The following is a 24,656-nucleotide window of genomic DNA, read 5'->3' as shown; positions in this document are numbered from 1 at the left end:
GTCGCACAGTGGGTGCGACCAGGGCCGTGGGCTCGGAAAGCCGGATCTCAGCGGGCCGGAAGGACCGTCCCGGTGACCTCGCCGAGCGCGATCGTGGTGCCGTCCGGTCCCGGCGCGGTGGCGGTGATCGTCACCGTGTCGCCGTCCTCCAGGAACGTCCGCTGGCTGCCGTCGGCGAACTTCACCGGCTCGGACCCGCCCCAGGTGAGTTCCAGGAACGAGCCGACCTGGCCGCGTTCCGGCCCGGACACGGTGCCGGAGGCGTAGAGGTCGCCGGTGCGCAGCGACGCCCCGTTGACGGTGAGGTGCGCGAGCTGCTGGGCCGGTGTCCAGTACATGGTGGCGAACGGCGGCTCGGCCACCCGCTCGCCGTTCCACTCCACCGACAGCGTCAGGTCCAGCCCGAGGTGCGGGGTGTCCCGGAGGTACTCCTGCACCGGCGGGTCCTGGTCGGGCGCGGGCACGAAGGCGTCGGCGAGCGCGTCCAGCGGGGTGACCCAGCCGGCGACCGAGGTGGCGAACGACTTGCCCAGGAACGGGCCGAGGGGTTGGTACTCCCAGGCCTGGATGTCCCGGGCCGACCAGTCGTTGACCAGCACCACGCCGAAGACGTGGTCGGCGAAGTCGGCCACCGGCACCGGATCGCCGAGCCGACTCGGCACGCCGACCACGAAGCCGACCTCGGCCTCGATGTCGAGGCGTACGGAGGCACCGGTGGTGGGGCCCTGGGCGCTGGCCCGCTGCCCGGTGGGGCGGACCACGGGCGTGCCGGAGACGACCACCGTGCCGGCCCGGCCGTGGTAGCCGATCGGCACGTGCTTCCAGTTCGGCAGCAGCGGCGGCTGGCCGGGCCGGAAGATCTGGCCGACGTTCGAGGCGTGGTGCTCCGAGGAATAGAAGTCGACGTAGTCCGCCACCTCGAACGGCAGCACCAGCTCGATCTCACCCACCGGCACCAGCAGCGGCTCCACCGCCGGCCGGTGCGCCGGATCGGTGAGCAGCTCGGTGACGCGCTCCCGGACGGCGGTCCACTGCGGCCGGCCGAGCGCCAGGAACGCGTTCAACGTCTGCCGGCCCAGCGCGCCGCCGGCCAGCACCAGACCGGCGGCCTCCGCGCCGGCCAGGTCCAGCACGAGGTCGCCGATGCGGACGCCGACGCGCGGCTCGCGGTCGCCGTGCCGGAACACGCCGTACGGCAGGTTCGTCACCCCGTACGGCGAGCCCGCCGCCCCCTCAACCCACGTCACGCCGTGCTGGCCGGGCATGCCCTCACGGCCCTCGCTCCGCTCGGTGCGTTCGCTCATGCCTCGAAGCCTCCGTTCACCAGCCCCAGCCGGATCAGATCGGTAAGTGGTTCGGAGATGCTGCACGACCCGTACCCGACCCAGAGCGGGCGTTGCGCCTCGCGCCGGCCCCGGGCCGCCTCGACCACGCGCACCACGTCGGTGACGGCAAGCAGCTCGGCCACGCCGTCCACGTCGGCGCCGTCGACCGCGGCCAGCGTGGCGGCCAGCACGTTGACGAAACCGTGGTGGGTGAAGCCGGTCTCCGGGTCGCGGTGCCGGATCGCGTGGTGCAGCCCGGCGGTGAGCTTGAACGGCAGGTCGCGGTCCCGGCAGGCGCAGATGACGGCGGCCAGCTCGACCGGGGTCGGGAACAGCTCGGCGGCCAACCCGCCGGTGCGGAACTTGGCCGCCACCGGCAGTCCGCCGGCCCGCGCCTCGGCGAGCGCGTCCAGCGCCCCCATCAGCCCGAAGGTCAGCGGGATCTCCGCGTAGACGGCGGTGTCGTCGAGCCGCCCGGCGAGCGCGACCAGCTCGGCGAGGCCGGGCTGCGGGTCCTCGCCCCGCTTGGCGACCGGCGCCTCGACCTGCCGGGCGGTGACGCCGTCCGGCGTCAGGGCGGCGAGCGCGGCGGGCAGCCGGTCGAGGCCGGTGTCGCCGATCAGCCCGATGACGAAGCCCTCGGCCGGGTCCACCCGGCCGTGCAGCGCGCCGTCCTCGATCTCCGAGGCGGGCAGCAGCAGCGGGCCGACCAGGCCGGCGTACCAGGCGTCCCGGTGCCTGCGGTGCGCGGTCACCGCGTCGGGCAGCGCGGCGTTGCCGGGCGGGAAGACCGCGGCGTCGTCGACCAGGCCGGTGAGGAGGCGAGGCACCTGCGTTGACACGAGAGAAGAATGTACGGGACGCTACGAGGAACGGACAACCGCGTCCGATTATCGGACGCCACTGGCCGGCCAACGGGACATAACGGAGGCGAGATGCCGTACTACCGCAGCGTGGGCGAGGTGCCCCGCAAGCGCCACACCCAGTTCCGGCAGCCCGACGGCACGCTCTACGCCGAGGAGCTGGTCGGTCAGGAGGGCTTCTCCTCCGACTCGTCGCTGCTCTACCACCGGCACGCGCCGACCGCGATCCTCGCCGCCGAGGAGTTCGCCCCGCCCACCGTCACCCGGGTGCCGAACCTGCCGCTCAAGCCGCGCCACCTGCGCACCCACAAGCTGGACGGCAGCGGCGCGGACCCGGTGCTCGGCCGGCGTTACCTGCTCGCCAACGACGACGTCCGGATCGCGTACGTGCTGGCCGACCGGCCGTCCCCGCTGTTCCGCGACGCCACCGGCGACCACTGCCTCTACCTGGAGTCCGGCTCGATGCGGGTGGAGTCGCCGTTCGGCGTGCTCGACGCGGTGGCCGGCGACTACGTCGTCATCCCCACCTCGACCATCCACCGCCTGGTGCCGACCGGCGACGAGCCGGCCCGGCTGCTGGCCGTCGAGGCGTCCGGCCACATCGGCCCGCCCAAGCGCTACCTCTCCGTACGCGGGCAGTTCCTGGAGCACTCGCCCTACTGCGAGCGCGACGTCCGGGGACCGGACACCCCGCTGCTGGTCGACGGCGAGGAGGTGGAGGTGCTGGTCAAGCACCGCCGAGGGTGGACCAGGTACGTCTATGCGAACCACCCGTTCGACGTGGTCGGCTGGGACGGGCACCTGTACCCGTGGGCGTTCTCCATCCACGACTTCGAGCCGATCACCGGGCGGATCCACCAGCCGCCGCCGGTGCACCAGACGTTCCAGGGCCCGAACTTCGTGATCTGCTCGTTCGTGCCGCGCAAGGTCGACTACCACCCGGCCGCCATCCCGGTGCCCTACAACCACCACAACGTCGACTCCGACGAGATGCTGTTCTACACCGGCGGCAACTACGAGGCCCGGCGCGGCTCCGGCATCGAGCAGGGCTCGATCTCGCTGCACCCGTCCGGCTTCACCCACGGTCCGCAGCCGGGTGCCGCCGAGCGGTCGATCGGGGCGGACTTCTTCGACGAGCTGGCGGTCATGGTGGACACGTTCCGCCCGCTGGACCTCTGCGACGCGGGCACCGCCTGCGAGGACGACGGCTACGCCTGGACCTGGGCGCGCAAGCCCTGACGTACGCGACGAGGGGCCACCCGGAGGCGGCCCCTCGTCACACGTCGGAGCGTCAGAACGTGGACGCGTCGATGACGAAGCGGTAGCGCACGTCGGATGCGAGCACCCGCTCGTACGCCTCGTTGATCTTCTCGGCCGGAATCACCTCGATCTCGGCGCCCAGCCCGTGCTCGGCGCAGAAGTCGAGCATCTCCTGGGTCTCCGCGATGCCACCGATGCTCGACCCGGCGAACGACCGCCGGCCCGGGATCAGCGAGAACGCGTGCACCGACAGCGGCTCCTCCGGGGCGCCGACGTTGACCAGCGTCCCGTCCACCGCGAGCAGCCGCAGGAACGCGTTCATGTCGATGGTCGCGCTCACCGTGTTGATGATCAGGTCGAACGAGCCGGCCAGTTCCGTGAACGTGTCCTCGTCGGAGGTCGCGAAGTAGTGGTCGGCGCCGAGCCGCAGCCCGTCCTCCCGCTTCTTCAGCGACTGGGACAGCACCGTCACCTCGGCGCCCATCGCGTGGGCCAGCTTCACGGCCATGTGGCCGAGACCACCCATGCCGATCACGGCCACCTTCCGGCCCGGCCCGGCGTTCCAGTGCCGCAGCGGCGAGTACGTGGTGATGCCGGCGCAGAGCAGCGGCGCGGCGGCGTCCAGCTCGATGCCGTCCGGAATGCGCAGCACGAAGTCCTCGGTAACCACGATGGCCTGCGAGTAGCCGCCCTGGGTCGGCTTGCCGTCCCGGCCCACGCCGGCGTACGTGCCGGTGCTGCCCTTCAGGCAGTACTGCTCCAGACCCTTGCGGCAGCTGTCGCACTCCCGGCAGGAGTCGACCAGGCAGCCGACGCCGACCCGGTCGCCGACGGCGAACTTCGTCACCGCGGAGCCGACCTCCCGCACCACGCCGGCGATCTCGTGGCCGACCACGATCGGGTAGCGGGTCGGGCCCCACTCGCTGCGCGCGGTGTGGATGTCGGAGTGGCAGATACCGGCGAACTTGATGTCGATGAGGACGTCGTCCGGGCCGAGGTCCCGCCGCTCGATGGTGGTCGGCGTGAGCGGGTCGGTCGCGGACGTCGCCGCGTAGGCGTTGACAGTCAGCATTCGACTTTCCTACCCCCGGTTGAGCAGGGCGAATCCGGCGACCACCGAGGCCGTGACGGCGCCCACCAGCGGCCACGGGCCGCCGACCAGCGCGTAGACCACCAGCAGCACCGGCGCGGCGGCCCCCGCGTAGACGGCCGGCGCCAGCCCCCGGGACATCGCGTCCCGCGCGCCGGGCAGCCGGGTCACCGGCCGCCAGGCCAGCAGTCCCACCCCGACCGCCGCCAGCACCGCGAGCAGCCGGGACGCGACCGGCGCGGTCGGTCCGAGCGCGGCGACCAGCACGGTCGCGGCCAGCGACCAGCCGGCGGCGGACAGCACGAGCCGGCGTACGCCCCCGTCGACGGCGCGCACCGGATCGGGGCCGGGCGGGGAGATGTCGGCCACCTCGGTCAGGTGCTCCAGTGTCTCCGCGTACCGCCGTCGCTCCAGCCGGGCCACGCCCGGGTCGCGCCCCGCGCCGGCCAGCTCCGGGTCCAGCCGCAACGCCTCCCGGTAGGCCCGCTCGGCCAGGTCGAACAGCTCCAGCCGAACCGCGACCAGACCGAGCACGAGGTGCGCCTCCGGCTCGTCCGGCGTCAGCTCGACACCCCGCCAGGCCGCGTCCAGCGCCAGCTGCCCGTTGCGCGAGGCGGACAGGATGGCGGCGGCGCTGCGCTGCGCGTACGCGTCGGTCGGGCCCAGCGCCAGGAGTTCGTCCGCGGTGCCCGCGGCGGCCTTCCAACGTTCCAGGTCGAGCAGCGCGAACCCGCGTGCGACAAGCGCCGGCGCGTTCCCCGGCGCGGCGGCGACCGCCGCCTCGGCCACCGTCAGCGCCTCGGCGGGACGACCGGCGGCGAGCTGCATCCGGGCCAGCATGGTCAGCGCGGCGAGGTGCGCGGGCTCCGCCGCGATCAGCGCGGTCAGCTCGCCGATCCCCTCGTCGTAGCGGCCCAGCTCGGCGAGGAGGTGGGCGCGTTGCAGGTAGCCGTCGGCGGCGGACTGGTCGGGGGCGGCGTCACTCGGCATCCCGGCGAGCCTAGCCGCCCCGGCTGGTCAGCTGCCCGTCAGCGCGCGGTCAGATGCTGCGGCAGGACGCGCCCGCCCCGCCCCCGCAGGTCCCGAGACTGCACCACCTGCGCAGGCCGCTGTCGTCCAGGAACAACCACCCGCAGCGTTCGTCCGGGCAGGCCCGAACCGTGAGCCGGCCCGGATCGGCGAGCAGTTGCGCGGCGCTGAACGCGGCGGCGTGCACGGGCAGCCGCAGCCCGGCGGCGAGGTCGATCCACCAGCGACCGCGCCCGTCCGCCGTCCGCCGGAACACCGCCGTCCGGGCAGCCGCTCCGGCGGCGCGGGCGACCGCGTCGAAGGCCCGACGGTCCGCCGGATCGACCAGGCTGGCGTAGAGCGCGGTCCGCAGCGTACGGGCCTCGGCGAGCACCGCCTCCGCGGTGCCGGGGTCACGTCGGGCGAGGTGCAGCAGCCGGTTCACCGACACCTCGTCGGTCAGCCCGACGTGGCCCGCCCAGACGGCGAGCGTCCGATAGCCGCGCAGCCACTCCGCGCCAGGCAGGGGAGAGTCTCGACCCCACCCCGCGTACGTGTTGCAGAAGTCGAGCGCGGGGTGGCCGCCGACGCTCCACGGCAGGCTCTCGTCGCGGACCCGGACCTCGTACACCGGCCGCCCGGACCGCTCCAGCCGGTCGTCACCGGCGAGCACCCGGCGGTACACCTCCCGCAGCCGGGGCCCCGGCTCGACGCCGACGTCCACCGCGAGCCGCTCCCGCGTGGTGCGGTAGAGCCGCAGCGCGTCGGCCCGTCGGGCCCCCCGGTACAGCGCGGTCATCAGGACGGCCACGAGCTGTTCCCGGGTGGGGTGCCGGGCCACCAGCGGCAGTAGATCCGCGATCGCCGGCCCGTGCCGCCCCAACGCGAGCTGCGCCTCGGCGCGCAGCTCCACCGCGACCAGGCGAAGCTCCTCGACGGTTCCGTGCAGCCGGTCGCGCAGCTCGCCGTTCGCCACGTCGGCGAGCAGCGGCCCCCGCCAGAGGGCCAGCCCCCGGTCGAGCAGCCGCACCCGCGCGTCCGGCTCGGCGGTGACGCCGGCCACCCGGACCAGGTCGCCGAACTCGTCGACGTCGACCCGATGCCCGACCCGGTCGACGACGTAGCCCCCGCCCCGGGTGCCGATCCGCACCCCGTACGGGTGCAACGCGGCCCGCAACCGCCCGACGTACGTCTGCACCGCGCCCCGGGCCGCGGCCGGTGGCCGGCCGTTCCACAGCAGGTCGGCGAGCCGGTCGGTCGACACCACCCGGCCCGTGTCGAGCAGCAGCAGCCCGAGCAGGCAGCGCTCCTGACGCCGGACGCCCAGCTCGACGGTCCGGCCGTCGTGGCGGGCCTCGAACGGCCCGAGCAGGCGGAACTCCATACCGAACAGGACGGGGGGACCGGGGCCTGCGGTTGTCACCCGGCGGTGAGCGCGTGGTGGGCAGCCCGGTCGCCGGGCGGGGACGGCCGAACGATCGACCCGACTGCCGGGGCGAAAGCGGTGAGCCGGTGGTGAGCCGGCGGCACGATCCTGGTCCGGCCCCGGTCAGCAACAGGATGGAGTGACCATGCGAGTCAGGATGAGCGCCGCGGTGACGGCGGTCGTGGCGGCGGTCGTGGCGAGCCTTCCCGGTCCGGCATCCGCCGCCGACCGTTCTCCGGGCGCCTGGGTGCCCGCGCCGCAGGAGGCGTTCGAGTTGCCCGCCGGCGCCCGGTGCACGTTCGCGGTTCGGGTGGAGCCGATCGTCGACGAGGTGCGGAAGCTGACGCTGGAGACCTACCCGGACGGCTCACCGAAGCGGGAACTGTTCACCGGCGCCCTGCTCGACCGGGTGACCAACCTGGAGACCGGTGCCACCTCCACGGCCGACGCGAGCGGCACCTCGCTCGTGGTCCACGCCACGGACGGGTCGATGACCTGGTACGTCACGGGCCCGGTATTGCTCGGCTTCCGGGAGAACGCCGGCACGCTGCCGAAGGGGCTGTGGATCGTCGACGGCCAGTTCCGGGTGGCGTTCACGCCCACCTTCGACAAGACCATCACGATGCTCCACGGCACGACCCACAACGTCTGCACCGACGTGGACTGAACGCCGGCCCGGCGACCGGCGTCCCCGGTCGCCGGGTCAGGCCGTCGGCGCCTGGTACACCAGCGCCACCGCGATGCCGGCCAGTCCTTCGCCGCGCCCGGTGAAGCCCAGGCCGTCGGTGGTCGCCGCGGACACGGTGACCGGCGCGCCGACCGCCTCGGAGAGCACCCGCTGCGCCTCGTCCCGCCGCGACCCGATCCGGGGCCGGTTGCCGACCACCTGCACCGACACGTTGCCGATCACGAAACCGGCCGCCCGCACCCGGCGCGCGCTCTCGGTCAACAGCGCCACCCCGGAGGCACCGGCCCACTCCGGCTGGTCGACGCCGAAGTTGGCGCCCAGGTCGCCGAGGCCGGCGGCGGAGAGCAACGCGTTGCAGGCGGCGTGCGCCACCACGTCGGCGTCCGAGTGGCCGGCCAGGCCGTCCTGCCCCGGCCAGTGCAGGCCCGCGACCCAGCAGGGCCGACCGGCCGCGAACGCGTGCACGTCGGTGCCGACGGCCACCCGAGGAACGATCATGACGCCGAGCGTACGCGTACGCCGTGATCAAGGAGTTCGGGTCACCGTCGGGCCGGACGGCGACGCAAACCCCTTGGTCAACTCCGGAGGGCGGAGGGTGCGGAAGGTCAGGCGCCGGTGGCCAGGAGGTGTTCGGCCAGGGTCAGGTCGAACGGGCGGGTGATCTTCAGGGCCAGCTCGGAGCCGGGCACGCAGAACACCGTGACGCCCTGCTTCTCCACCAGGCCGGCGTCGTCGGTGAGTGGATCACCTGCCGCCCGGTGCGCGGCGGTCAGCACCGGCCGGCGGAAGCCCTGCGGCGTCTGCACCGCGCGCAGGACGGCCCGGTCGACGGTGCCGAGCACCCGCTCGACGGTGTCGACCTCCTTGATCGTGTCGACCACCGGCAGCACCGGGATCACCGCGTCGTGCCCGCCACGGACCGCCGCGGCCACCGACTCGACCAGCTCGGGCGGGGTGAGCGCCCGGGCCGCGTCATGGACCAGGACGATCTCCGGCCCGGCCGGCACGGCGGCGAGCGCCGCCGCGACGGAAGCCTGGCGTTCGGCGCCGCCCGGCACCACGGTCACCGGCGCCACCGGGGCCAGCAGCGCCCGCACCGACTCGACGTCGGCGGCCGGCGCGGCCACCACGATCGTGTGCACCGACGGCGCGGCGGCGATCCGGCGGACGGCGTGCACCAGCAGCGGCTCGCCGCCGAGCGCCCGGAGCGCCTTGGGAGCGCCGGGGCCGAGGCGTACGCCGGCACCGGCCGCAGGAACGAGGACCGCGACGTCACCGCGCGGATTGAGCTGCGCGGTCACGTCGCGGTCCTCGGTTTCGTTCATGGTGCTGCGGGTAGAGGCAGCGGTGCGGATCAGGCTTCGGTCAGCACCTTGTCGAGCAGCGACTCCGCCTCGTCCTTCGTGCTCTTCTCGGCCAGCGCGACCTCACCCACGAGGATGTCACGGGCCTTGGCGAGCATGCGCTTCTCGCCCGCCGACAGGCCCCGCTCCCGCTCCCGGCGCCACAGGTCGCGGACGACCTCGGCCACCTTCAGCGGGTTGCCGGAGGCCAGCTTCTCCAGATTTGCCTTGTAACGCCGCGACCAGTTGGTGGGCTCCTCGGTGTGCGGAGCACGGAGCACGTCGAAGACCTTGCCCAGGCCCTCTTCGCCGACCACCTCGCGCACACCCACGATCTCGGCGTTCTCGGCGGGCACCCGGACCGTCAGGTCACCCTGCGCGACCCTCAGGACGAGGTACTCCCTGGGCTCGCCCTTGATGACCCGAGTCTCGATTGCCTCGATGAGTGCGGCCCCGTGGTGGGGGTAAACAACGGTCTCGCCGACACTGAAAACCATAGGTTCGAAACCCCTTTCGCTGTGTCTAGGGTAACACGCTCAGGCACCGATGTCTCACCGCTGTCCTGATCGTTGGCGCAGCTCAGGGGCCCTGTGAGAGGTATTTCTTCGGCTTGACAGGAGGCCAAGACGATGGTTTAACCACGCTCCGTGACGAACAAATAACTACCCGGTACGGGTGATGGCCGGAGCGATCAGATCTAGGGCAATGCGCTCCTTCCATGGTAGCTCCGCAACTCCACCCGCGCCCAGGTGTGGCGGTACGGCCCCCGGTGCGGGACGCTGGTGGTGGACGTGACGTCCGCTCGCCGAGACGTTCCTGGGGGTCCGATGGGCGTGCCTGACGCTGACGGCCAGGGGCCGGCGGACGGACTGCCGGGGCTGCCACCGGAGTGGGGTCGCATCGTCGTGCCCGACGACGCCTCGGCGCTCGCCGACGAGGCCCGGCAGATCCGCCGGGAGCTGCGCCGCGCCCCGCGCCCCGCCGGGCGTCCGGCCCGGTTCACGCTTCCCCTGCTGGCGCTGCTGGCCGCAGTGCTGATCACGCTCGCCGGGCTGGCCGCCGTCACCTGGCCACGACCCCACCGCTCCCCCGGCGTGCCGACCGTGCTGCCCCGGTCCACCCCCGCGGCGATCGGCCCGCTGCCCGCGCTCGACCTGGTCGGCGCCGACAACACACCGGTGCCACTACGCAGCCTGCTCCCCGCCATGATCATCCTGGTCGACGCCTGCGCCTGCGCCGAGCAGGTCGGCACGGCGGCGGCCACCGCGCCCGCCGGAGTCACCGTGGTCACCGTGACCGAGGGCCGCAGCGCCGGGCCCGCCACCGCGACCGGCGTACGCCCGCTCGGCGACCCGGCCGGCGGCCTGCGCTCCTACCTGCATCTCTCGGCCCGGCCGGGCACCGCCGCCGCGCTGCTCGTGGACCGGCGGGGCACGCTGGTCCGGATGGTGCCGGAGCTGGGGCCGGCGGCGGACTACCAGGCCGACCTGGCCCGGTTGGCCGGCTGAACCCGGCTCAGCGGCTCAGTAGAGCGCCTCCAGCCGGGCGTTCAGCTCGACCTCGCCCCGCAGCGCGGCGAACCGCACCCACACCGGCGCGCCCGTGCCGTCCAGGAACCCGACGGTCACCTGCCCGCCGCAGCTCAGCACCCGCTCGACGCCGTCGGCGCCGGCACCGACCACCCGCATCGACACGGCGCCGTCACCGGCGCAGCCCACCGACAGCCGGTACTCGTCACCCGGCGCCGGGTTCGCCTGCCGCACGACCGGCGGGCCACCCGGCGTCAGCCGCGACGTCTCCCGCCACACCACGTGGGACACGTTGCCCTGGCGCGTCCCGCCGTCGGGCTCCACGTCGACCACCACCGGCGAACGGACCTCGCCGGTGCGGGGATCGACCTCGGCCACCATCCGGGACCGGGGTGTCGGCTGCTCGGGCGGTGTCGACCCGGGCCGCGCGTCGAGATCCACCCGGGACCGGGCGAGTTCGTCGGTGGAGGGGCCGACCGTCGTGCCCAACCACGGCGCCGCCGACCGCCACCACCACGCGCCGACCGCCAACGCCAACACGGTCAGGCCCACCAGCACTGCCCGCCGGATCCGCTCCTCCGAGGCCATGCCGGCAGCGTATCGACGCCACGGCGAACCGTCAGCCCGTGCGCTCCAGCAGGGCCGCGTAGAGCGTCAGCCCCGGCCCGAACGCGAGCATCACCACCCGGCGCGGCGGCGACGGCGCACGGCTCAGCCGGTCCAGGATCAGCAGCACCGTCGGGGACGAACAGTTGCCGTGCTCGGCGAGCGTCTCCCGGGACGCCGCCAGCGCCGTCGGCGGCAGCTCCAGCTCACGCTCCACCACGTTGAGGATCCGGGGGCCACCCGGGTGCACCGCCCAGCCGTCCACCCCGGACCGGTCGTACCCGTGCCGGGCCAACAGGTCGTCCACCAGGTCACGGACGAACCGGGACAGCACCTTCGGCACCTTCGGCGACAGCCCCATCCGGAAGCCGGTGTCGGTGACGTCCCAGGTCATGTGGTCGGCGGTGGAGGTGTCGGTGACGGAGGTGACCTCGCGCAACGCGTACCCCGGGCCGCCCGGGACGACCACGGCGGCGACCGCGGCGTCCGAGAACAGCGCGTGCGAGACGATCTGCTGGGTGTCCACCCGGGCACCCGGCGGCTGGATGTGCAGGCTGGTCAGCTCCGCGCAGAGCAGCAGCGCCGGCCGCCCCCGCGCGGTGACGAAGTCGCTCGCCGCGCCGAGCCCGGGCAGCGCCGCGTAACAACCCATGTGGCCGACGAACATGCGCTGGGTATCCGGGGCCATGCCGAGGTCACGGGCCAGCAGGATGTCCAGGCCGGGCGTCGCGTAACCGGTGCAGGAGCAGACCACGAACAGCCCGACGTCGCCGGCGTCCAGGCCGGCGGCGGTGAGCGCGCGGCTGACCGCCTCCTTCCCGAGCGGCAACGCCTCGACCTGGTAGCGGCGCATCCGACGCTCGGTCGGCCACTCCGAGACGTCCTCCAGCAGCGGATTCACCGCCGCCTGCCGCCGGGTCACCCCGGAGTTGGCGAAGATCTTCTCGGCCAGCACCCGCGTGGTGCCCGAGAAGTGCTTCTCGAAGAAACCCGTCCACAGCTCGTCCTGCGCGGCGCCCGGCGGCAGCGCCATGCCCAGACCCGCGATCACCGGTACGCCCACGTCCCCCACCTCTCGACAACTGTCTCCGCTCACCAACGAGGGACCGTGCTGTCCCGGTCCGGGTCGCCGCCGAGCGCGGCGATGCCGAGCCAGTCGGCGCACACGTCGGAGGTGGCGGGGTGCAGCGAGCCGCACCGGGCGTCCCGGTAGAGGCGCTCCAACGGATGACCGCGGCGGGTCGCCGACGTGCCGGCCGCCTCCAGCATGGACGCCGCCACCTCCGCGGCGGTGGTGCCGGCCAGCAGCTTGGCCCGCCACACCCAGCGGTTCGTCTCGGCGGAGCCGGGTTCCTCGTCGACCCGGCGGGCCGCCTCGGCGACCACCAGCTCGGCGGCGGCGGTGGCCGCGTCCGCCCGGCCCAGCCGGGCCCGGACCGCCGGCAGCCCGGCCAGGCCGCGGGTGTTCAGGTGCTCGGCGGCGGCGTCGATCGCGGCCCGGGCCACCCCGACGTAGACGGCGGCGTAGCTGGCCACCAGCCAGTGCGGCATGAGCTGGGCCACCACCAGCGCCAACCCCTCCACGCCGCCGAGCAGCCGGTCGGCCGGGACGGTCACGTCCAGGTGCAGGTCGTGCGAGGAGGTGGCGCGCATGCCGAGCGAGTCCCAGGTCGGCTCGACCGTGATCCCCTCCCCGGCCGGCACCAGGAACTGGGAGACCACCGACTGGTCGGTGGCGCTGCGCGCGGCCACCAGGTAGCCGTCCGGGTGGCCGGCGCCGGAGCAGAACGTCTTGCTGCCCTTGACGTGCCAGCCACCGTCGACCGGTTCGTAGACGGTGCTGAGCTGGGACAGCCGCGCGCCCGCGCCGCGCTCGCTCATCGCCACCGCGTACCACGCGCCGTCGGCCGCCGCGCGCAACAGCCGGTCGCGGGCGGCCAGCGCCTCCTCCGGTACGCCGAGCGCCTCGGCCAGCTCCTCGGTCACCGCGCCCAACGCCCCGGTGACCGAGGCGTGCATGTTGAACACCAGCGCGGTGGCGCCGTTGCCCCGGGCCAGCTCGGTGGCGACGGCGGCGTACTCGGCGAAGGTCGCGCCCTGCCCGCCCAGCTCACGCGGGACCATCAGGCCGAACAGGCCGGCCTGGCGAAGGTCGGCGAAGTCGTCCACCGGGAACGAGCCGTCCCGGTCGTGCCCGGCCGCCCGGGCGGCCAGTCGCGGCGCCAACCGGCGGGCCGCCTCCAGCGCGTACACGGTCATGTCGCCCCCTTCTCGGCGTCCCTTACCCCCGGTGACCTCCGCTATCCGCCCCGGCGCCCACTGCCCTGGTAGAGCACCGCCGTCGACCGCGTCGGCACGATGCGCGGCTCCGTCCGCACCGGACGGTCACCGCCCCGCCACCGGCGCAGCAACCAGGCCAGCGTGCCGCCCAGCTCCGGCCGGACCCCGCGCAGGCGCAACGACACGCCGTGCCGGGCGCACTCGGCGACCAGCGCGCGGGCGTCCACGAACAGCCGGTGGTCGTGGATGCCGCGCGGCACGGTCGGCAGCCGTTCGCCCAGCTCCACCGCGACCAGCCGGGCCAGCAGCGTGTCGTTGAGCGTGTCCAGCACCAGCAGGCCGCCGGGCCGCAGCAACCGGCACGCCTCGGCCACCGCCCGCCGCCAGTCCGGCACGTGCTCCAGCAGCTCACCGGCGGAGACCACGGCGGCGCAGCCGTCGGCCAGCGGCACGGCGGTGGCGTCGCCCTGGAGCACTGTCACGCCGTGCGTGGCGGCCTGGTCGAGCGCGGAGCGGGTCAGGTCCACCCCGACGTGCCGGTAGCCCTTGCCGGCCAGGTGCGGCGCCAGCAGCCCGGCCCCGCAGCCGAGGTCGACCAGCAGGTCGTCCCGGGTGGACGCCGGGGGCACCAGGGCGGCGCGGGCGCGGGCCAGCCAGTGCAGCATGGCGAAGGCGCCGTCGGCTCGCCACCACTCGCCGGCCAGGTCGTCGTACTGCCGGGGGTCGTTCCGGGACAGCGCCCGGTGCGGGCTGGACACCGGCGACGCGTCGGGCATGGACCGAGCGTGGCACGACTCCCCGGTAACGACCAGACTTCCCTTATGTCGACGCGGGTGTTAGGGCTGGTCAGAGCGAGCCATCCGGAGCCGGCCGCGGCGGTCGTCGTGGTCGCCGCGCTGCTCGCCGCCGGCGTCGGGCACTCCGCCGCCGGCGTGGCCACGGTGGCGCTGACGGTGCTGGCCAGCCAGCTCGCCGTCGGCTGGAGCAACGACCTGATCGACGCCGACCGGGACGCCGCGGTGGGGCGTACCGACAAACCGGTGACCACCGGCGCGGTCGCCCGGCCGACGCTGGCCCGGGCCACCGCGGTGGCCGCCGTCGCCACCCCGCTGCTGGCGCTGACCGGCGGCCCGGCCGCCGCGGCCTGCGCCACGCTGGGGCTGGTCTCCGCGCTGCTCTACAACAAGCCGCTGAAGTCGACGGCGGTGTCGGTGCTGCCCTACGCGGTCTCGTTCGGCGCGCTGCCCGCGTTCGTGGTGCTGGCCCGGCCCGGCTCGCCCACGCCGCCGGCCTGGCTGGTGGCCGCCGCCGCGCTGCTGGGCGCCGGGGCGCACTTCGCGAACGTGCTGCCCGACCTGGCCGACGACGCCCGCACCGGGGTGCGCGGGCTGCCCCACCGGCTGGGCCCCGCGGGCAGCCGGCTGGCCGCCGCCGGGCTGCTCCTCGCCGCCACCGTCGCGCTGGTGTTCGGTCCGCCCGGACCGCCGTCGTGGACCGGCCTGTCGGCGGTTGCCGCCGCCGTCGCGGTGCCGGCCCTCGGTTGGTACGCCGGGCGCGCCGCGACCGCCACCGGTGGCCGGCCGGTGGCTGCCTTCCGGTCGGTGCTGGTGGTGGCGCTCATCGATGTGGTGCTGCTGGTGGCGAACGGCCGGGTGGTCTGAGCCGTCGCCACCGAGGATGGCATTGCCGGGTCCGCGTGCGGGCCTCGATCAGCTCCAACTACCCTGGAGCGCGGTCTGCGCGGGTATGGCCACCCCGTGTCCGGGGGTCGACCGGGCGGGGATCGTGACGAGGAGGACCGACGTGACGCGCTCGATCAGGGGTTCCCGGCGACCGGCCCTGCTGTTGGCCGGCTCGGCGGCGGCGGCGAGCCTGCTGCTGTCCGGGTGCGGCGCCGGTCAGATCGCCGAGACCGCCAACAAGATCCCGTCGGTCCAGGGCGTCAACGTCCAGACCTCCGACAACCTCTACAAGGTGCGCGGGCTCTACGTGCAGTTCCCCGGCCCGGAGGGCTACCAGGCCGGCGCGACCGCCCCGCTGAACGTGGTGATCTACAACGACAGCGAGTCCCCGGTGACGGTGACCGTCACCACCGACAGCGCCCGGGAGATCCTGCTGACCGGCGCGGCCGGCTCCAGCGGCGCGGCCACCCCGACCGGCTCGCCGACCGAGCCGGCGTCGGCGTCGCCCACCGCCACCGACCCGAGCGCCTCCCCCAGTCAGTCGCTGGAGGCTCCCGCGTCGCCGTCCGCCTCGCCCAGCGGGTCCCCGTCGGAGAGCGCGTCGCCGTCGGAGAGCGCGTCGGCGCCCGCCGGCCAGCCGGCCCGGATCGAGATCCCGGCGCTCGGCTACGCGCAGCTCAACAGCGGCAACCCGCGGTTCCTCCAGCTCGTCGGCCTGAACCAGAAGCTCCTCGTCGGCCAGCAGGTCAACCTGACCTTCGACTTCGGCGGCGGCAAGGTGATCAAGACGCCGGCGCCGATCGGTGTCCCGCTGACCCCGCCGGCGCAGCCGTCCCAGATCGTCAACCCGCGCGAGCACTCCGCCGAAGAGGGTGGCACCGAGGGCGGCAGCCACGGCTGACGCCGTACCCCCCGTTCCGTCCGACACCGCCGCGGTGGCCAGCGCCACGCGGCGGTGTCGTCGTCTCGGCGGTGGGCGTTCGTCGTACCGGCCGGATAGCGTCCGGTGGTGACCACGCCCCGATCGACCCCGTCCCGCGCCGGCGCCGGCCGCGGTCGCGCCGCCGCCCGCGAACCCCGCCCGGCCTACGAGTGCGACGCCTGCGGCCACCAGCCGCCCAAGTGGATGGGCCGATGCCCCGAGTGCGGCGAGTGGGGCTCGGTGGTCGAGTCCACGGTCACCGGCCCGCTGGTCTCCGGCCGGGTGGTCAGCTCCCGGATGCCGGCCGAGCCGGCCCGGCCGATCGCCACCATCAGCGCCGCGCCGGCCCGGGCCCGGCCCACCGGCGTCAGTGAGCTCGACCGGGTGCTCGGCGGCGGGCTGGTGCCCGGCGCGGTGGTGCTGCTGGCCGGTGAGCCCGGCGTCGGCAAGTCGACGCTGCTGCTCGACGTGGCCCAGCAGTGGGCCGCCGGCGCGGGCAGCCCGTCGCTGGTGGTCAGCGGCGAGGAGTCGGTCAGCCAGGTGCGGTTGCGGGCCGAGCGGATGGGCACCCTGCACGACCAGCTCTACCTGGCCGCCGAGAGCGACCTGGCGGCGGTGCTCGGCCACCTCGACGCGGTCAAGCCGGGCCTGCTGGTGCTCGACTCGGTGCAGACCATCTCCACCACCGGCACCGAGGGCGTGCCCGGTGGCGTGACGCAGGTGCGCGCGGTCACCGCGGCGGTGGTCGCGGTGGCCAAGGAACGCGGCATCGCCACCGTCCTGGTCGGGCACGTCACCAAGGACGGCCAGGTGGCCGGCCCCCGGGTGCTGGAGCACCTGGTGGACGTGGTGCTCCACTTCGAGGGCGACAAGCACTCCTCGCTGCGCATGGTGCGCGGCGTGAAGAACCGGTTCGGGGCCGCCGACGAGGTGGGCTGCTTCGAGATGCACGAGGGCGGCATCAGCAGCCTGGCCGACCCGTCCGGCCTGTTCCTGACCCGCTATTCCGAGCCGGTGCCGGGCACCTGCGTCACGGTGGCCATGGAGGGCCGGCGGGCGCTGGTCACCGAGGTGCAGGCGCTGATCGGGGCCACGGTCGCCGGTTCACCGCGACGCACCGTCTCCGGTCTCGACGGCGCCCGGCTGGCCATGGTCCTGGCCGTGCTCCAGCGGCGCACCGAGCGGTTGACGCTGCACGACCGCGAGGTCTTCGCCGCCACCGTCGGCGGCATCCGGGTGGTCGAGCCGGCCGCCGACCTGGCGGTGGCGCTCGCGGTGGCCTCCGGCGGGCTCAACCTCGCGCTCAACCCGCACCTGGTCGCCATCGGCGAGGTCGGCCTCACCGGTGAGGTGCGCCGGGTCGGCGCGGTGTCCCGGCGGCTGGCCGAGGCGGCCCGGCTCGGCTTCCGGCTGGCCCTGGTGCCGCCCGGTGCCGGCCCCGGCAGCGGCGGCGTCGCCCCCGAGCAGATGCGGGTGATCGAGGTCACGGACGTGCGCGCGGCGCTCCAGGCCGCCGCCCGAGCATCCGCGGAGTGACCGTGGGTAGTCACGTGCCGGGCGCGGGCGGACGATTCCGGACAGGTCGCGCCGCCCCGGGGCGGCCCGTCGCGCCCGACATCACGACACATCACAGTAACCACGAGAGCACCCACCGCACCGCAGTCCGTAGACTGTGCCCGTGCCGATCGACCGCGATGCCACCAAGCCCGCAACGGCGACGCCGCAGGCCCGCACCGGCGCCGTGAGCGGCAACCCCACCCGCGCCATCAGCGTGAGCGTCGCCGGCAGCGTCGGCGGGGCCGGCGCCGACCCGCTGCGGGCCAATCTCGCCCTGATGGCACCGGGCACCGCGCTCCGCGACGGCCTGGAGCGGATCCTGCGCGGTCGCACCGGCGCGCTGATCGTCCTCGGCTACGACAAGGTGGTCGAGCAGATCTGCACCGGCGGCTTCCCGATGGACGTCGAGTTCTCCGCCACCCGGGTCCGCGAGCTGTGCAAGATGGACGGCGCGGTGGTGCTCTCCAGCGACGGCACCCGCATCGTCCAGGCCGGCGTGCACCTGATGCCCGACCCGTCCATCCCCACCGAGGAGTCCGGCACCCGGCACCGCACCGCCGAGCGGGTGGCCCGACAGACCGGCTACCCGGTCATCTCGGTCAGCCAGTCGATGCGGATCATCAGCCTCTACGTCAACGGCCAGCGGCACGTGCTCGACGACTCCGCGGCGATCCTGTCCCGGGCCAACCAGGCCCTGGCCACGCTGGAGCGCTACAAGCTGCGGCTGGACGAGGTCTCCGGCACGCTCTCCGCGCTGGAGATCGAGGACCTGGTCACCGTCCGCGACGCGGTCGCCGTGGTACAGCGGCTGGAGATGGTCCGGCGGATCGCCGACGAGATCGCCGGCTACGTGGTGGAGCTGGGCACCGACGGCCGGCTGCTGGCGCTCCAGCTCGACGAGCTGATGGCCGGCGTGGACGCCGACCGCACCCTGGTCATCCGCGACTACCTGCCGGTCGGCCGCAAGTCGCGCACGCTCGACGAGGCGCTCGTCGAGCTGGACCTGCTCAGCGCCACCGAGCTGATCGACCTGGTGGCGGTGGCCAAGGCGATCGGCTACCCGTCTGCCTCGGACGCGCTCGACGCGGCGGTCAGCCCGCGCGGGTTCCGCCTGCTGGCCAAGGTGCCCCGGCTGCCCGTGGCCGTGGTCGACCGGCTGGTGGTGCACTTCGGCAGCCTCCAGCGGCTGCTCGGTGCGACAGTGGAGGATCTCCAGGCGGTCGACGGGGTGGGCGACGCCCGCGCCCGGGGCGTCCGCGAGGGCCTGTCCCGGCTCGCCGAGGCGTCCATCCTGGAGCGGTACGTCTGACCCGGCTCAGCCGGTGACGGTCAGCTTCACCGGCTCGCTGATCTTGGTGCCGACCCGGGCGAAGACCTGGTACGTGCCGATCGGGGCGTACGGGCCGGCGGCCAGCCCGTCGGCGCAGCGGGTGGTGTCCCGCCCGTTCCAGCCCAACTCGTAGGCGCGCTCGAAGTCCGGCGTGAACGACTGCACGTCCGAGCCCTTGCCGGTGCCGCAGGTGTCCGACGACCAGATCTTCTCCGCGCCCGCCTTGACGTAGAGCTCCTGGAGGTCGGCGCCGACGTCCCGGCTGCACGTGCGGTTCGAGACGTTCTTGACCTTGAGGCGCAGCGTGACCACCGTGCCCCGCTGGGCGGCGGCCGGCACCGCGACCGGCGTCACCTGAAGCTCGGCGTCGGTGCAGGCGCCATCGGCGGAGACCGGCTCGCCGGACGCGCCGCCGTCGCCCGGGCCCGAGCCGCCGCCGGTGTTCGTACCGCCCCCGGTGTTCGTGCCCCCGCCGCTGCTCGTGCCGCCACCGTCGGCGCCGGCGTCACCACCGGAGACGTCGGGCGCCGGCGACGGACTGGCCGTCTGCGGGGTCAGCACCGAGCCGGACGGGCCCGGGGCCGCCCCGGCGGAGCCGCCCGGCGACGGGTCACCCCCGCCCGGCCCGCCGGCGTTACGGTCCGTGCCGGTGCAGGAGTAGAGCAGGACAATCAGGAAGAGCAGGCCCGCGCCGAGCACGACGGCACGACGCCGCCAGTACACGGTGGGGGGCAGGGGGCCGACCGTCAGACGCATGATGCGCCTACCGTAGCCGCGCGACGCTCGGTGTGCCGGTCCGACGCGCCGGTGACCGCGCGTCACCCCGATCCGGGCGTCCACTGTGGAACGCCACGGGGTCGGTCAGAGATAGACCTGCCGCTGGTAGACGGCGTGCGCCCCGGCCACCCGGTCGAGGAAGAGCAACCCGGCGCAGTGGTCGATCTCGTGCTGGAGCGCACGCGCCTCGAAACCGTCGGTCACCAGCCGTACCGGCTCCCCGCTCCCCGGCAGCGCCCCCTCCACCACCAGCCGACTGGCCCGCTTCACGTCGCCGGTCAGGTCGGGCACCGACATGCAGCCCTCGCGGCCGGCCTTCCACCGGCTCGCCTCCACCACCCGGGCGTTGCACAGCACGAACGTGCCGTGCACGGTGACCGCCTTCGGATGCCCCGTCACGTCCACCGCGAACACCTGGGCGTTCACCCCGATCTGCGGCGCCGCCAGGCCCACACAGCCCGGCGACACGCGCATGGTCGCCACCAGGTCGGCGGCCAGCCGCACCACCTCGTCCGAGGTGGGGTCGACCTCCGGACCGGGCCGGCTCAGCACCGGCTCAGGGGCGGCGACCACGGGACGGACCTCGCCCGGAACGCCCAGCTTCTCCGGTGTCCAGCCACCCAGGCCGGCGTACCCCTCGCCGGTCACAGCAGGTCCGAGTCCGCCGGGCGGAGGCTGACGCCGACACCCAGCTCGGCCGCCGCCCGGGTGAGCCGGCCGGCCACCTCGTCCGAGCTGCCCGGCGGCAACTCCACCTCGGCGACCACCACGTAGAGCGAGCCGGTCAGCCGGGTGCTCAGGTCGGTCACGTTGCCGCCGGCGTCGGCCAGCACCCGGGTCATCGCCGCGACGATGCCCATCCGGTCCGCGCCGTGCACCGCCAGCACGTACGGCTCACCGACCGGCACGCTGGCGCTGTCCGGGGCGACCGCGCGTACGGTGGCCAGCAGGTACCCGTCGGCGGCGAGCGGGGCCAGCGCGGCCTCGACGTCGGCGGCGGCCGGGCCCACGCAGATCAGCGTCATCGCGAAGTGGCCGCGCAACCGGGTCATCGTCGAGTCGGTGAGGTTCGCGCCGAGCCGGGCGAGGGCCTCCGCGACGTCGGCGACGATGCCCGGCCGGTCCCGGCCGATGACGGTGATCGCGAGCTCGTTCATTCGGACATTCTGCCGCGCTGCCGAAGTGCCCCCCGCGCCGGCCCACCCGGCCCGCCCAACCAGCGGGATCCCCACCCGTGACATCATCGGCACCGCCATGACTGAGCCCACCTTCGCCACCCAGGTCAGCCGGTGGTACGAGCGCAACGCCCGCGACCTGCCCTGGCGCAAGCCCGGCATCGGCGCCTGGGCGATCCTGGTCAGCGAGGTCATGCTCCAGCAGACGCCGGTGGTCAGGGTGGTGCCCGCGTGGGAGGCGTGGCTGGCCCGCTGGCCGGAGCCGCGCGCGCTGGCCGAGGACACCCCGGCCGAGGCGATCCGGATGTGGGGCCGGCTCGGTTACCCCCGCCGGGCGGTACGCCTGCGCGAGTGCGCGGTGGCCGTCGTGGAGCGGCACGGCGGCGTGGTGCCCGACCGGCTGGAACAGTTGCTGGCGCTGCCCGGCGTCGGCACGTACACGGCCCGGGCGGTGGCCGCGTTCGCGTACGGGCAGCGGCACCCGGTGGTCGACACCAACGTCCGGCGGGTGGTGTGCCGGGCGGTCGCCGGTGAGCCGGACGCCGGCCCGACCACCCGACCCGCCGACCTGGTCGCCACCGAGGAGCTGCTGCCGATCGAGCCGGCCGCGGCGGCCCTGGCCAGCGCCGCCTTCATGGAACTCGGGGCGGTCGTCTGCACCGCCCGGTCGCCCCGTTGCGCGGTGTGTCCGGTTGAGTCGAGCTGCGCCTGGCGGGCCTCCGGGCAGGCCGCCCCGGACGGGCCGACCCGCCGTCCGCAGCGCTACGCCGGCACCGACCGGCAGGTACGCGGCCTGCTCCTGGCGGTGCTCCGGGAGACCACCGGGCCGGTGCCGCACCAGCGGCTGGACCAGGTCTGGCACGACGACGTGCAGCGGGCCCGGGCGCTGGCCGGGCTGGTCACCGACGGACTGGTGGAGCCGGTGGGCCCGGCGTCCTTCCGACTGGCCGGCGACGGCCCCCCGATCCCGCTGCCCTGACGCACCGCGCACCACCCGTCCCCGGGCGGAGAAAGGCGACGGCCCCGGTGGCTCTCGCCGACCGGGGCCGTCGCCCTGGAACAGTTGCCCGCCTTACGCGGCGGCGTCGTCCGCGCCGGTGGAGGCGGCGCCGAGATCCGCCGGGACCGCGTCCGGCACGGCGTCCGGCCGGTCCGCACCCCGGAAGACGAGCTTGGACTTGTCGATGTTCTCCGGGTCGCCCTCGCAGTCCACCACCACGATCTGACCCGGGGTCAGCTCGTTGAAGAGGATCCGCTCGGACAGGTTGTCCTCGATGTCACGCTGGATCGTGCGACGCAGCGGCCGTGCGCCCAGCACCGGGTCGAAGCCCTTCTTCGCCAGGTACTTCTTGGCGTTGTCGGTCAGCTCCAGACCCATGTCCTTGTTGCGCAGCTGGCCCTCGATCCGCTGGATCATGATGTCCACGATCGAGAGGATCTCGATCTCGCGCAGCTGGTGGAAGACGATGGTGTCGTCGATCCGGTTCAGGAACTCGGGCCGGAAGTGCTGCTTGAGCTCGTCGTTGACCTTCTGCTTCATCCGGTCGTAGTTCGACTCGGAGTCCTCCGAGGCCTGGAAGCCCAGGGAGACCGCCTTGGCGACGTCCCGCGTGCCGAGGTTGGTGGTCAGGATGATGACCGTGTTCTTGAAGTCCACGATCCGGCCCTGGCCGTCGGTGAGACGCCCGTCCTCCAGGATCTGGAGGAGCGTGTTGAACACGTCCGGGTGGGCCTTCTCGATCTCGTCGAAGAGGACCACGGAGAACGGCCGGCGGCGCACCTTCTCGGTGAGCTGGCCGCCCTCGTCGTAGCCGACGTAGCCGGGAGGGGCACCCACCAGCCGGGAGACCGTGTAGCGGTCGTGGAACTCGGACATGTCCAGCTGGATGAGGGCGTCCTCGCTGCCGAAGAGGAACTCGGCGAGCGCCTTGGACAGCTCGGTCTTACCGACACCGGACGGGCCGGCGAAGATGAACGAGCCGGACGGGCGCTTCGGGTCCTTCAGGCCGGCCCGGGTCCGCCGGATCGCCTTCGAGACCGCCTTGACCGCGTCCTCCTGGCCGATGACGCGCTTGTGCAGCTCGTCCTCCATGCGCAGCAGGCGCGAGGTCTCCTCCTCGGTCAGCTTGTAGACCGGGATGCCGGTCCAGTTGCCGAGCACCTCGGCGATCTGCTCGTCGTCGACCTCGCTGACGACGTCCAGGTCACCGGCCTTCCACTCCTTCTCCCGCTGGGCCTTCTGGCCGAGGAGCTGCTTCTCCTTGTCGCGGAGCTGAGCGGCCCGCTCGAAGTCCTGCGCGTCGATCGCGGACTCCTTGTCGCGGCGCACCTGGGCGATGCGCTCGTCGAAGTCACGCAGGTCCGGCGGCGCGGTCATCCGGCGGATGCGCATCCGGGCGCCGGCCTCGTCGATCAGGTCGATCGCCTTGTCCGGCAGGAAGCGGTCGGAAATGTACCTGTCGGCCAGCGTCGCGGCAGCCACGAGCGCGGCGTCGGTGATGCTCACCCGGTGGTGCGCCTCGTAGCGGTCCCGCAGGCCCTTGAGGATCTCGATGGTGTGGGCCAGCGACGGCTCACCCACCTGGATCGGCTGGAAACGGCGCTCGAGCGCGGCGTCCTTCTCCAGGTGCTTGCGGTACTCGTCGAGCGTGGTGGCGCCGATGGTCTGCAGCTCGCCGCGGGCCAGCATCGGCTTGAGGATGCTGGCGGCGTCGATCGCGCCCTCGGCGGCGCCGGCGCCGACCAGGGTGTGGATCTCGTCGATGAACAGGATGATGTCGCCGCGCGTGCGGATCTCCTTGAGCACCTTCTTGAGGCGCTCCTCGAAGTCACCGCGGTAACGCGAACCGGCCACCAGGGCACCGAGGTCGAGCGTGTAGAGCTGCTTGTCCTTCAGCGTCTCGGGCACCTCGCCCTTGATGATCTTCTGGGACAGGCCCTCCACCACGGCGGTCTTGCCGACGCCGGGCTCGCCGATCAGCACCGGGTTGTTCTTGGTGCGGCGGGACAGCACCTGCATGACCCGCTCGATCTCCTTCTCGCGCCCGATGACCGGGTCGAGCTTGCCCTCACGGGCGGCCTGGGTCAGGTTGCGGCCGAACTGGTCCAGCACGAGGCTGGTCGACGGCGCGGCCTCGCCCGGCGCGGCGCCCGCCGCGGCCGGCTCCTTGCCCTGGTAGCCGGAGAGCAGCTGGATCACCTGCTGGCGGACCCGGTTGAGGTCGGCGCCGAGCTTGACCAGCACCTGGGCGGCCACGCCCTCGCCCTCGCGGATCAGGCCGAGCAGGATGTGCTCGGTGCCGATGTAGTTGTGGCCGAGCTGCAGCGCCTCGCGCAGCGACAGCTCCAGCACCTTCTTGGCCCGCGGCGTGAACGGGATGTGCCCGCTCGGCGCCTGCTGGCCCTGGCCGATGATCTCCTCGACCTGCTGGCGGACGCCCTCGAGGGAGATGCCGAGGCTCTCCAGGGCCTTTGCCGCGACACCCTCACCCTCGTGGATCAGGCCCAGCAGGATGTGCTCCGTACCGATGTAGTTGTGGTTGAGCATCCGGGCCTCTTCTTGGGCCAGGACGACAACCCGTCGCGCTCGGTCGGTGAACCGCTCGAACATGCCCTCGTGCTCCTCACATGCCGTGCGCCTTGATGGTCAGATCTCGGCGGGGCCGGTGCGCGGACGTCCGGGACGGGCGTCCGTGCCTCCTTACTCTATCGCCGCGGACCGTCTCCGCTGAGGTCGTGTGACCCCGCCGATGACCGTTCCGACGTCGTTTCTGCCAACCGTCCACGCTCAGGAGG

24 protein-coding genes are annotated in these 24,656 nt (G+C 73.9%); 8 read left to right on the top strand and 16 right to left on the bottom strand.

The annotated features are described in order from the left end of the window. Positions 1-47: 47 nt before the first annotated feature. Both fahA and TPA0908_RS03250 read right to left on the bottom strand, forming a co-directional pair. Complete coding sequence (fahA, locus tag TPA0908_RS03255) at positions 48-1,247, bottom strand: fumarylacetoacetase (RefSeq protein ID WP_281934673.1); 1,200 nt, start codon at positions 1,245-1,247, stop codon at positions 48-50. Positions 1,248-1,300: 53 nt separating this feature from the next. Beyond that, the gene (locus TPA0908_RS03250; RefSeq protein WP_281934461.1) at positions 1,301-2,167 is read right to left on the bottom strand and encodes a hypothetical protein; all 867 of its coding nucleotides are present in this window, start codon (positions 2,165-2,167) and stop codon (positions 1,301-1,303) included. 93 nt (positions 2,168-2,260) lie between these two features. Between TPA0908_RS03250 and TPA0908_RS03245 the strand changes: the two genes are divergently transcribed. Beyond that, positions 2,261-3,427, top strand: coding sequence for a homogentisate 1,2-dioxygenase (locus tag TPA0908_RS03245; RefSeq protein ID WP_281934459.1), 1,167 nt, complete (start codon positions 2,261-2,263; stop codon positions 3,425-3,427). A gap of 52 nt (positions 3,428-3,479) precedes the next feature. Here the strand turns inward: TPA0908_RS03245 and TPA0908_RS03240 are convergent, their stop codons facing one another. From TPA0908_RS03240 to TPA0908_RS03230, 3 genes are read right to left on the bottom strand one after another with little or no spacing between them, the layout of a single operon-like run. After that, positions 3,480-4,520, bottom strand: a complete 1,041-nt coding sequence (locus TPA0908_RS03240; protein WP_281934457.1) for an NAD(P)-dependent alcohol dehydrogenase — start codon at positions 4,518-4,520, stop codon at positions 3,480-3,482. A 9-nt stretch (positions 4,521-4,529) separates the two neighbouring features. Further along, entirely contained in the window at positions 4,530-5,528 is a 999-nt protein-coding gene (locus TPA0908_RS03235) for a tetratricopeptide repeat protein (RefSeq protein ID WP_281934455.1), read from the bottom strand. A 49-nt stretch (positions 5,529-5,577) separates the two neighbouring features. After that, entirely contained in the window at positions 5,578-6,930 is a 1,353-nt protein-coding gene (locus tag TPA0908_RS03230) for a BTAD domain-containing putative transcriptional regulator (RefSeq protein ID WP_281934453.1), read from the bottom strand. Positions 6,931-7,117: 187 nt separating this feature from the next. On the opposite strand from TPA0908_RS03230, the gene TPA0908_RS03225 reads away from it, so the two are divergent. Further along, positions 7,118-7,639 (top strand): hypothetical protein, encoded by a 522-nt coding sequence (locus tag TPA0908_RS03225; RefSeq protein ID WP_281934451.1) that lies wholly within the window; start codon positions 7,118-7,120, stop codon positions 7,637-7,639. 36 nt (positions 7,640-7,675) lie between these two features. Here the strand turns inward: TPA0908_RS03225 and ispF are convergent, their stop codons facing one another. The 3 genes from ispF to TPA0908_RS03210 form a co-directional block, all read right to left on the bottom strand. Then, positions 7,676-8,158 (bottom strand): 2-C-methyl-D-erythritol 2,4-cyclodiphosphate synthase, encoded by a 483-nt coding sequence (ispF, locus tag TPA0908_RS03220; RefSeq protein WP_281934449.1) that lies wholly within the window; start codon positions 8,156-8,158, stop codon positions 7,676-7,678. A 107-nt stretch (positions 8,159-8,265) separates the two neighbouring features. After that, complete coding sequence (gene ispD, locus TPA0908_RS03215; RefSeq protein WP_281934671.1) at positions 8,266-8,961, bottom strand: 2-C-methyl-D-erythritol 4-phosphate cytidylyltransferase; 696 nt, start codon at positions 8,959-8,961, stop codon at positions 8,266-8,268. A 53-nt stretch (positions 8,962-9,014) separates the two neighbouring features. Beyond that, positions 9,015-9,500, bottom strand: a complete 486-nt coding sequence (locus TPA0908_RS03210) for a CarD family transcriptional regulator (protein ID WP_091610855.1) — start codon at positions 9,498-9,500, stop codon at positions 9,015-9,017. Between the two features lie 330 nt (positions 9,501-9,830). On the opposite strand from TPA0908_RS03210, the gene TPA0908_RS03205 reads away from it, so the two are divergent. Beyond that, positions 9,831-10,511: a hypothetical protein gene (locus tag TPA0908_RS03205; protein WP_281934445.1), complete on the top strand. Its 681-nt coding sequence runs from the start codon at positions 9,831-9,833 to the stop codon at positions 10,509-10,511. Positions 10,512-10,526: 15 nt separating this feature from the next. Here the strand turns inward: TPA0908_RS03205 and TPA0908_RS03200 are convergent, their stop codons facing one another. The 4 genes from TPA0908_RS03200 to TPA0908_RS03185 are packed head-to-tail and all read right to left on the bottom strand — an operon-like array spanning position 10,527 to position 14,194. Beyond that, positions 10,527-11,120 carry a hypothetical protein gene (locus TPA0908_RS03200; RefSeq protein WP_281934444.1) on the bottom strand — a complete coding sequence of 198 codons (594 nt, stop codon included), beginning with the start codon at positions 11,118-11,120 and terminating at the stop codon, positions 10,527-10,529. Positions 11,121-11,151: 31 nt separating this feature from the next. After that, positions 11,152-12,210 carry a type III polyketide synthase gene (locus TPA0908_RS03195; RefSeq protein ID WP_281934669.1) on the bottom strand — a complete coding sequence of 353 codons (1,059 nt, stop codon included), beginning with the start codon at positions 12,208-12,210 and terminating at the stop codon, positions 11,152-11,154. A 20-nt stretch (positions 12,211-12,230) separates the two neighbouring features. After that, the gene (locus tag TPA0908_RS03190; protein ID WP_107161733.1) at positions 12,231-13,397 is read right to left on the bottom strand and encodes an acyl-CoA dehydrogenase family protein; all 1,167 of its coding nucleotides are present in this window, start codon (positions 13,395-13,397) and stop codon (positions 12,231-12,233) included. 41 nt (positions 13,398-13,438) lie between these two features. Beyond that, positions 13,439-14,194 carry a methyltransferase domain-containing protein gene (locus TPA0908_RS03185; RefSeq protein ID WP_281934443.1) on the bottom strand — a complete coding sequence of 252 codons (756 nt, stop codon included), beginning with the start codon at positions 14,192-14,194 and terminating at the stop codon, positions 13,439-13,441. 45 nt (positions 14,195-14,239) lie between these two features. On the opposite strand from TPA0908_RS03185, the gene TPA0908_RS03180 reads away from it, so the two are divergent. The 4 genes from TPA0908_RS03180 to disA all read left to right on the top strand — a co-directional run bounded on the left by TPA0908_RS03180 (position 14,240) and on the right by disA (position 18,888). Next, positions 14,240-15,079, top strand: a complete 840-nt coding sequence (locus TPA0908_RS03180) for a UbiA family prenyltransferase (protein WP_281934442.1) — start codon at positions 14,240-14,242, stop codon at positions 15,077-15,079. A 142-nt stretch (positions 15,080-15,221) separates the two neighbouring features. Beyond that, the gene (locus tag TPA0908_RS03175) at positions 15,222-16,001 is read left to right on the top strand and encodes a hypothetical protein (protein WP_281934440.1); all 780 of its coding nucleotides are present in this window, start codon (positions 15,222-15,224) and stop codon (positions 15,999-16,001) included. Between the two features lie 108 nt (positions 16,002-16,109). Beyond that, positions 16,110-17,558 carry a DNA repair protein RadA gene (gene radA, locus TPA0908_RS03170; protein ID WP_281934438.1) on the top strand — a complete coding sequence of 483 codons (1,449 nt, stop codon included), beginning with the start codon at positions 16,110-16,112 and terminating at the stop codon, positions 17,556-17,558. A 142-nt stretch (positions 17,559-17,700) separates the two neighbouring features. Next, on the top strand, positions 17,701-18,888 hold the full coding sequence (gene disA, locus TPA0908_RS03165; RefSeq protein WP_281934436.1) for a DNA integrity scanning diadenylate cyclase DisA: 1,188 nt from the start codon (positions 17,701-17,703) through the stop codon (positions 18,886-18,888). 6 nt (positions 18,889-18,894) lie between these two features. Here disA and TPA0908_RS03160 read toward each other — a convergent pair whose 3' ends face one another. From TPA0908_RS03160 to TPA0908_RS03150, 3 genes are all read right to left on the bottom strand, one after another. Further along, positions 18,895-19,665, bottom strand: coding sequence for a hypothetical protein (locus TPA0908_RS03160; protein WP_281934434.1), 771 nt, complete (start codon positions 19,663-19,665; stop codon positions 18,895-18,897). 105 nt (positions 19,666-19,770) lie between these two features. Then, a complete protein-coding gene (locus tag TPA0908_RS03155) occupies positions 19,771-20,334 on the bottom strand; it encodes a peptide deformylase (protein WP_107161741.1) in 564 nt (187 codons plus the stop codon). Continuing rightward, positions 20,331-20,843 (bottom strand): glycine cleavage system transcriptional repressor, encoded by a 513-nt coding sequence (locus tag TPA0908_RS03150; RefSeq protein ID WP_107161743.1) that lies wholly within the window; start codon positions 20,841-20,843, stop codon positions 20,331-20,333. Before TPA0908_RS03150 ends, TPA0908_RS03155 begins: the two co-directional genes overlap by 4 nt. A 97-nt stretch (positions 20,844-20,940) precedes the next feature. Here TPA0908_RS03150 and TPA0908_RS03145 point away from each other — a divergent pair, with 97 nt between their 5' ends. After that, positions 20,941-21,840, top strand: coding sequence for an HhH-GPD family protein (locus TPA0908_RS03145; protein WP_281934429.1), 900 nt, complete (start codon positions 20,941-20,943; stop codon positions 21,838-21,840). A gap of 93 nt (positions 21,841-21,933) precedes the next feature. On the opposite strand, the gene TPA0908_RS03140 is transcribed toward TPA0908_RS03145, so the two are convergent. Further along, entirely contained in the window at positions 21,934-24,471 is a 2,538-nt protein-coding gene (locus tag TPA0908_RS03140; RefSeq protein ID WP_281934427.1) for an ATP-dependent Clp protease ATP-binding subunit, read from the bottom strand. Between the last annotated feature and the right edge of the window lie 185 nt (positions 24,472-24,656).

The sequence above is a fragment of the Micromonospora sp. AKA38 genome (genome assembly GCF_027925725.1).
Classification (GTDB): domain Bacteria; phylum Actinomycetota; class Actinomycetes; order Mycobacteriales; family Micromonosporaceae; genus Micromonospora.
The sequence above is the reverse complement of the archived record's forward strand: the minus strand, read 5'-3'. Positions and strand labels throughout refer to the sequence as shown.

What these genes read in the sequence shown, in the direction of transcription:
- TPA0908_RS03235 (WP_281934455.1), bottom strand. Translation starts at nt 5,528, where the DNA reads ATGCCGAGTGACGCCGCCCCCGACCAGTCCGCCGCCGACGGCTACCTG.
- TPA0908_RS03185 (WP_281934443.1), bottom strand. Translation starts at nt 14,194, where the DNA reads ATGCCCGACGCGTCGCCGGTGTCCAGCCCGCACCGGGCGCTGTCCCGG.
- TPA0908_RS03140 (WP_281934427.1), bottom strand. Translation starts at nt 24,471, where the DNA reads ATGTTCGAGCGGTTCACCGACCGAGCGCGACGGGTTGTCGTCCTGGCC.
- TPA0908_RS03245 (WP_281934459.1), top strand. Translation starts at nt 2,261, where the DNA reads ATGCCGTACTACCGCAGCGTGGGCGAGGTGCCCCGCAAGCGCCACACC.
- TPA0908_RS03205 (WP_281934445.1), top strand. Translation starts at nt 9,831, where the DNA reads ATGGGCGTGCCTGACGCTGACGGCCAGGGGCCGGCGGACGGACTGCCG.
- TPA0908_RS03150 (WP_107161743.1), bottom strand. Translation starts at nt 20,843, where the DNA reads ATGAACGAGCTCGCGATCACCGTCATCGGCCGGGACCGGCCGGGCATC.
- TPA0908_RS03210 (WP_091610855.1), bottom strand. Translation starts at nt 9,500, where the DNA reads ATGGTTTTCAGTGTCGGCGAGACCGTTGTTTACCCCCACCACGGGGCC.
- ispF (WP_281934449.1), bottom strand. Translation starts at nt 8,158, where the DNA reads ATGATCGTTCCTCGGGTGGCCGTCGGCACCGACGTGCACGCGTTCGCG.
- TPA0908_RS03180 (WP_281934442.1), top strand. Translation starts at nt 14,240, where the DNA reads ATGTCGACGCGGGTGTTAGGGCTGGTCAGAGCGAGCCATCCGGAGCCG.
- TPA0908_RS03200 (WP_281934444.1), bottom strand. Translation starts at nt 11,120, where the DNA reads ATGGCCTCGGAGGAGCGGATCCGGCGGGCAGTGCTGGTGGGCCTGACC.
- TPA0908_RS03160 (WP_281934434.1), bottom strand. Translation starts at nt 19,665, where the DNA reads ATGCGTCTGACGGTCGGCCCCCTGCCCCCCACCGTGTACTGGCGGCGT.
- TPA0908_RS03190 (WP_107161733.1), bottom strand. Translation starts at nt 13,397, where the DNA reads ATGACCGTGTACGCGCTGGAGGCGGCCCGCCGGTTGGCGCCGCGACTG.
- TPA0908_RS03145 (WP_281934429.1), top strand. Translation starts at nt 20,941, where the DNA reads ATGACTGAGCCCACCTTCGCCACCCAGGTCAGCCGGTGGTACGAGCGC.
- TPA0908_RS03225 (WP_281934451.1), top strand. Translation starts at nt 7,118, where the DNA reads ATGCGAGTCAGGATGAGCGCCGCGGTGACGGCGGTCGTGGCGGCGGTC.
- TPA0908_RS03230 (WP_281934453.1), bottom strand. Translation starts at nt 6,930, where the DNA reads ATGGAGTTCCGCCTGCTCGGGCCGTTCGAGGCCCGCCACGACGGCCGG.
- TPA0908_RS03240 (WP_281934457.1), bottom strand. Translation starts at nt 4,520, where the DNA reads ATGCTGACTGTCAACGCCTACGCGGCGACGTCCGCGACCGACCCGCTC.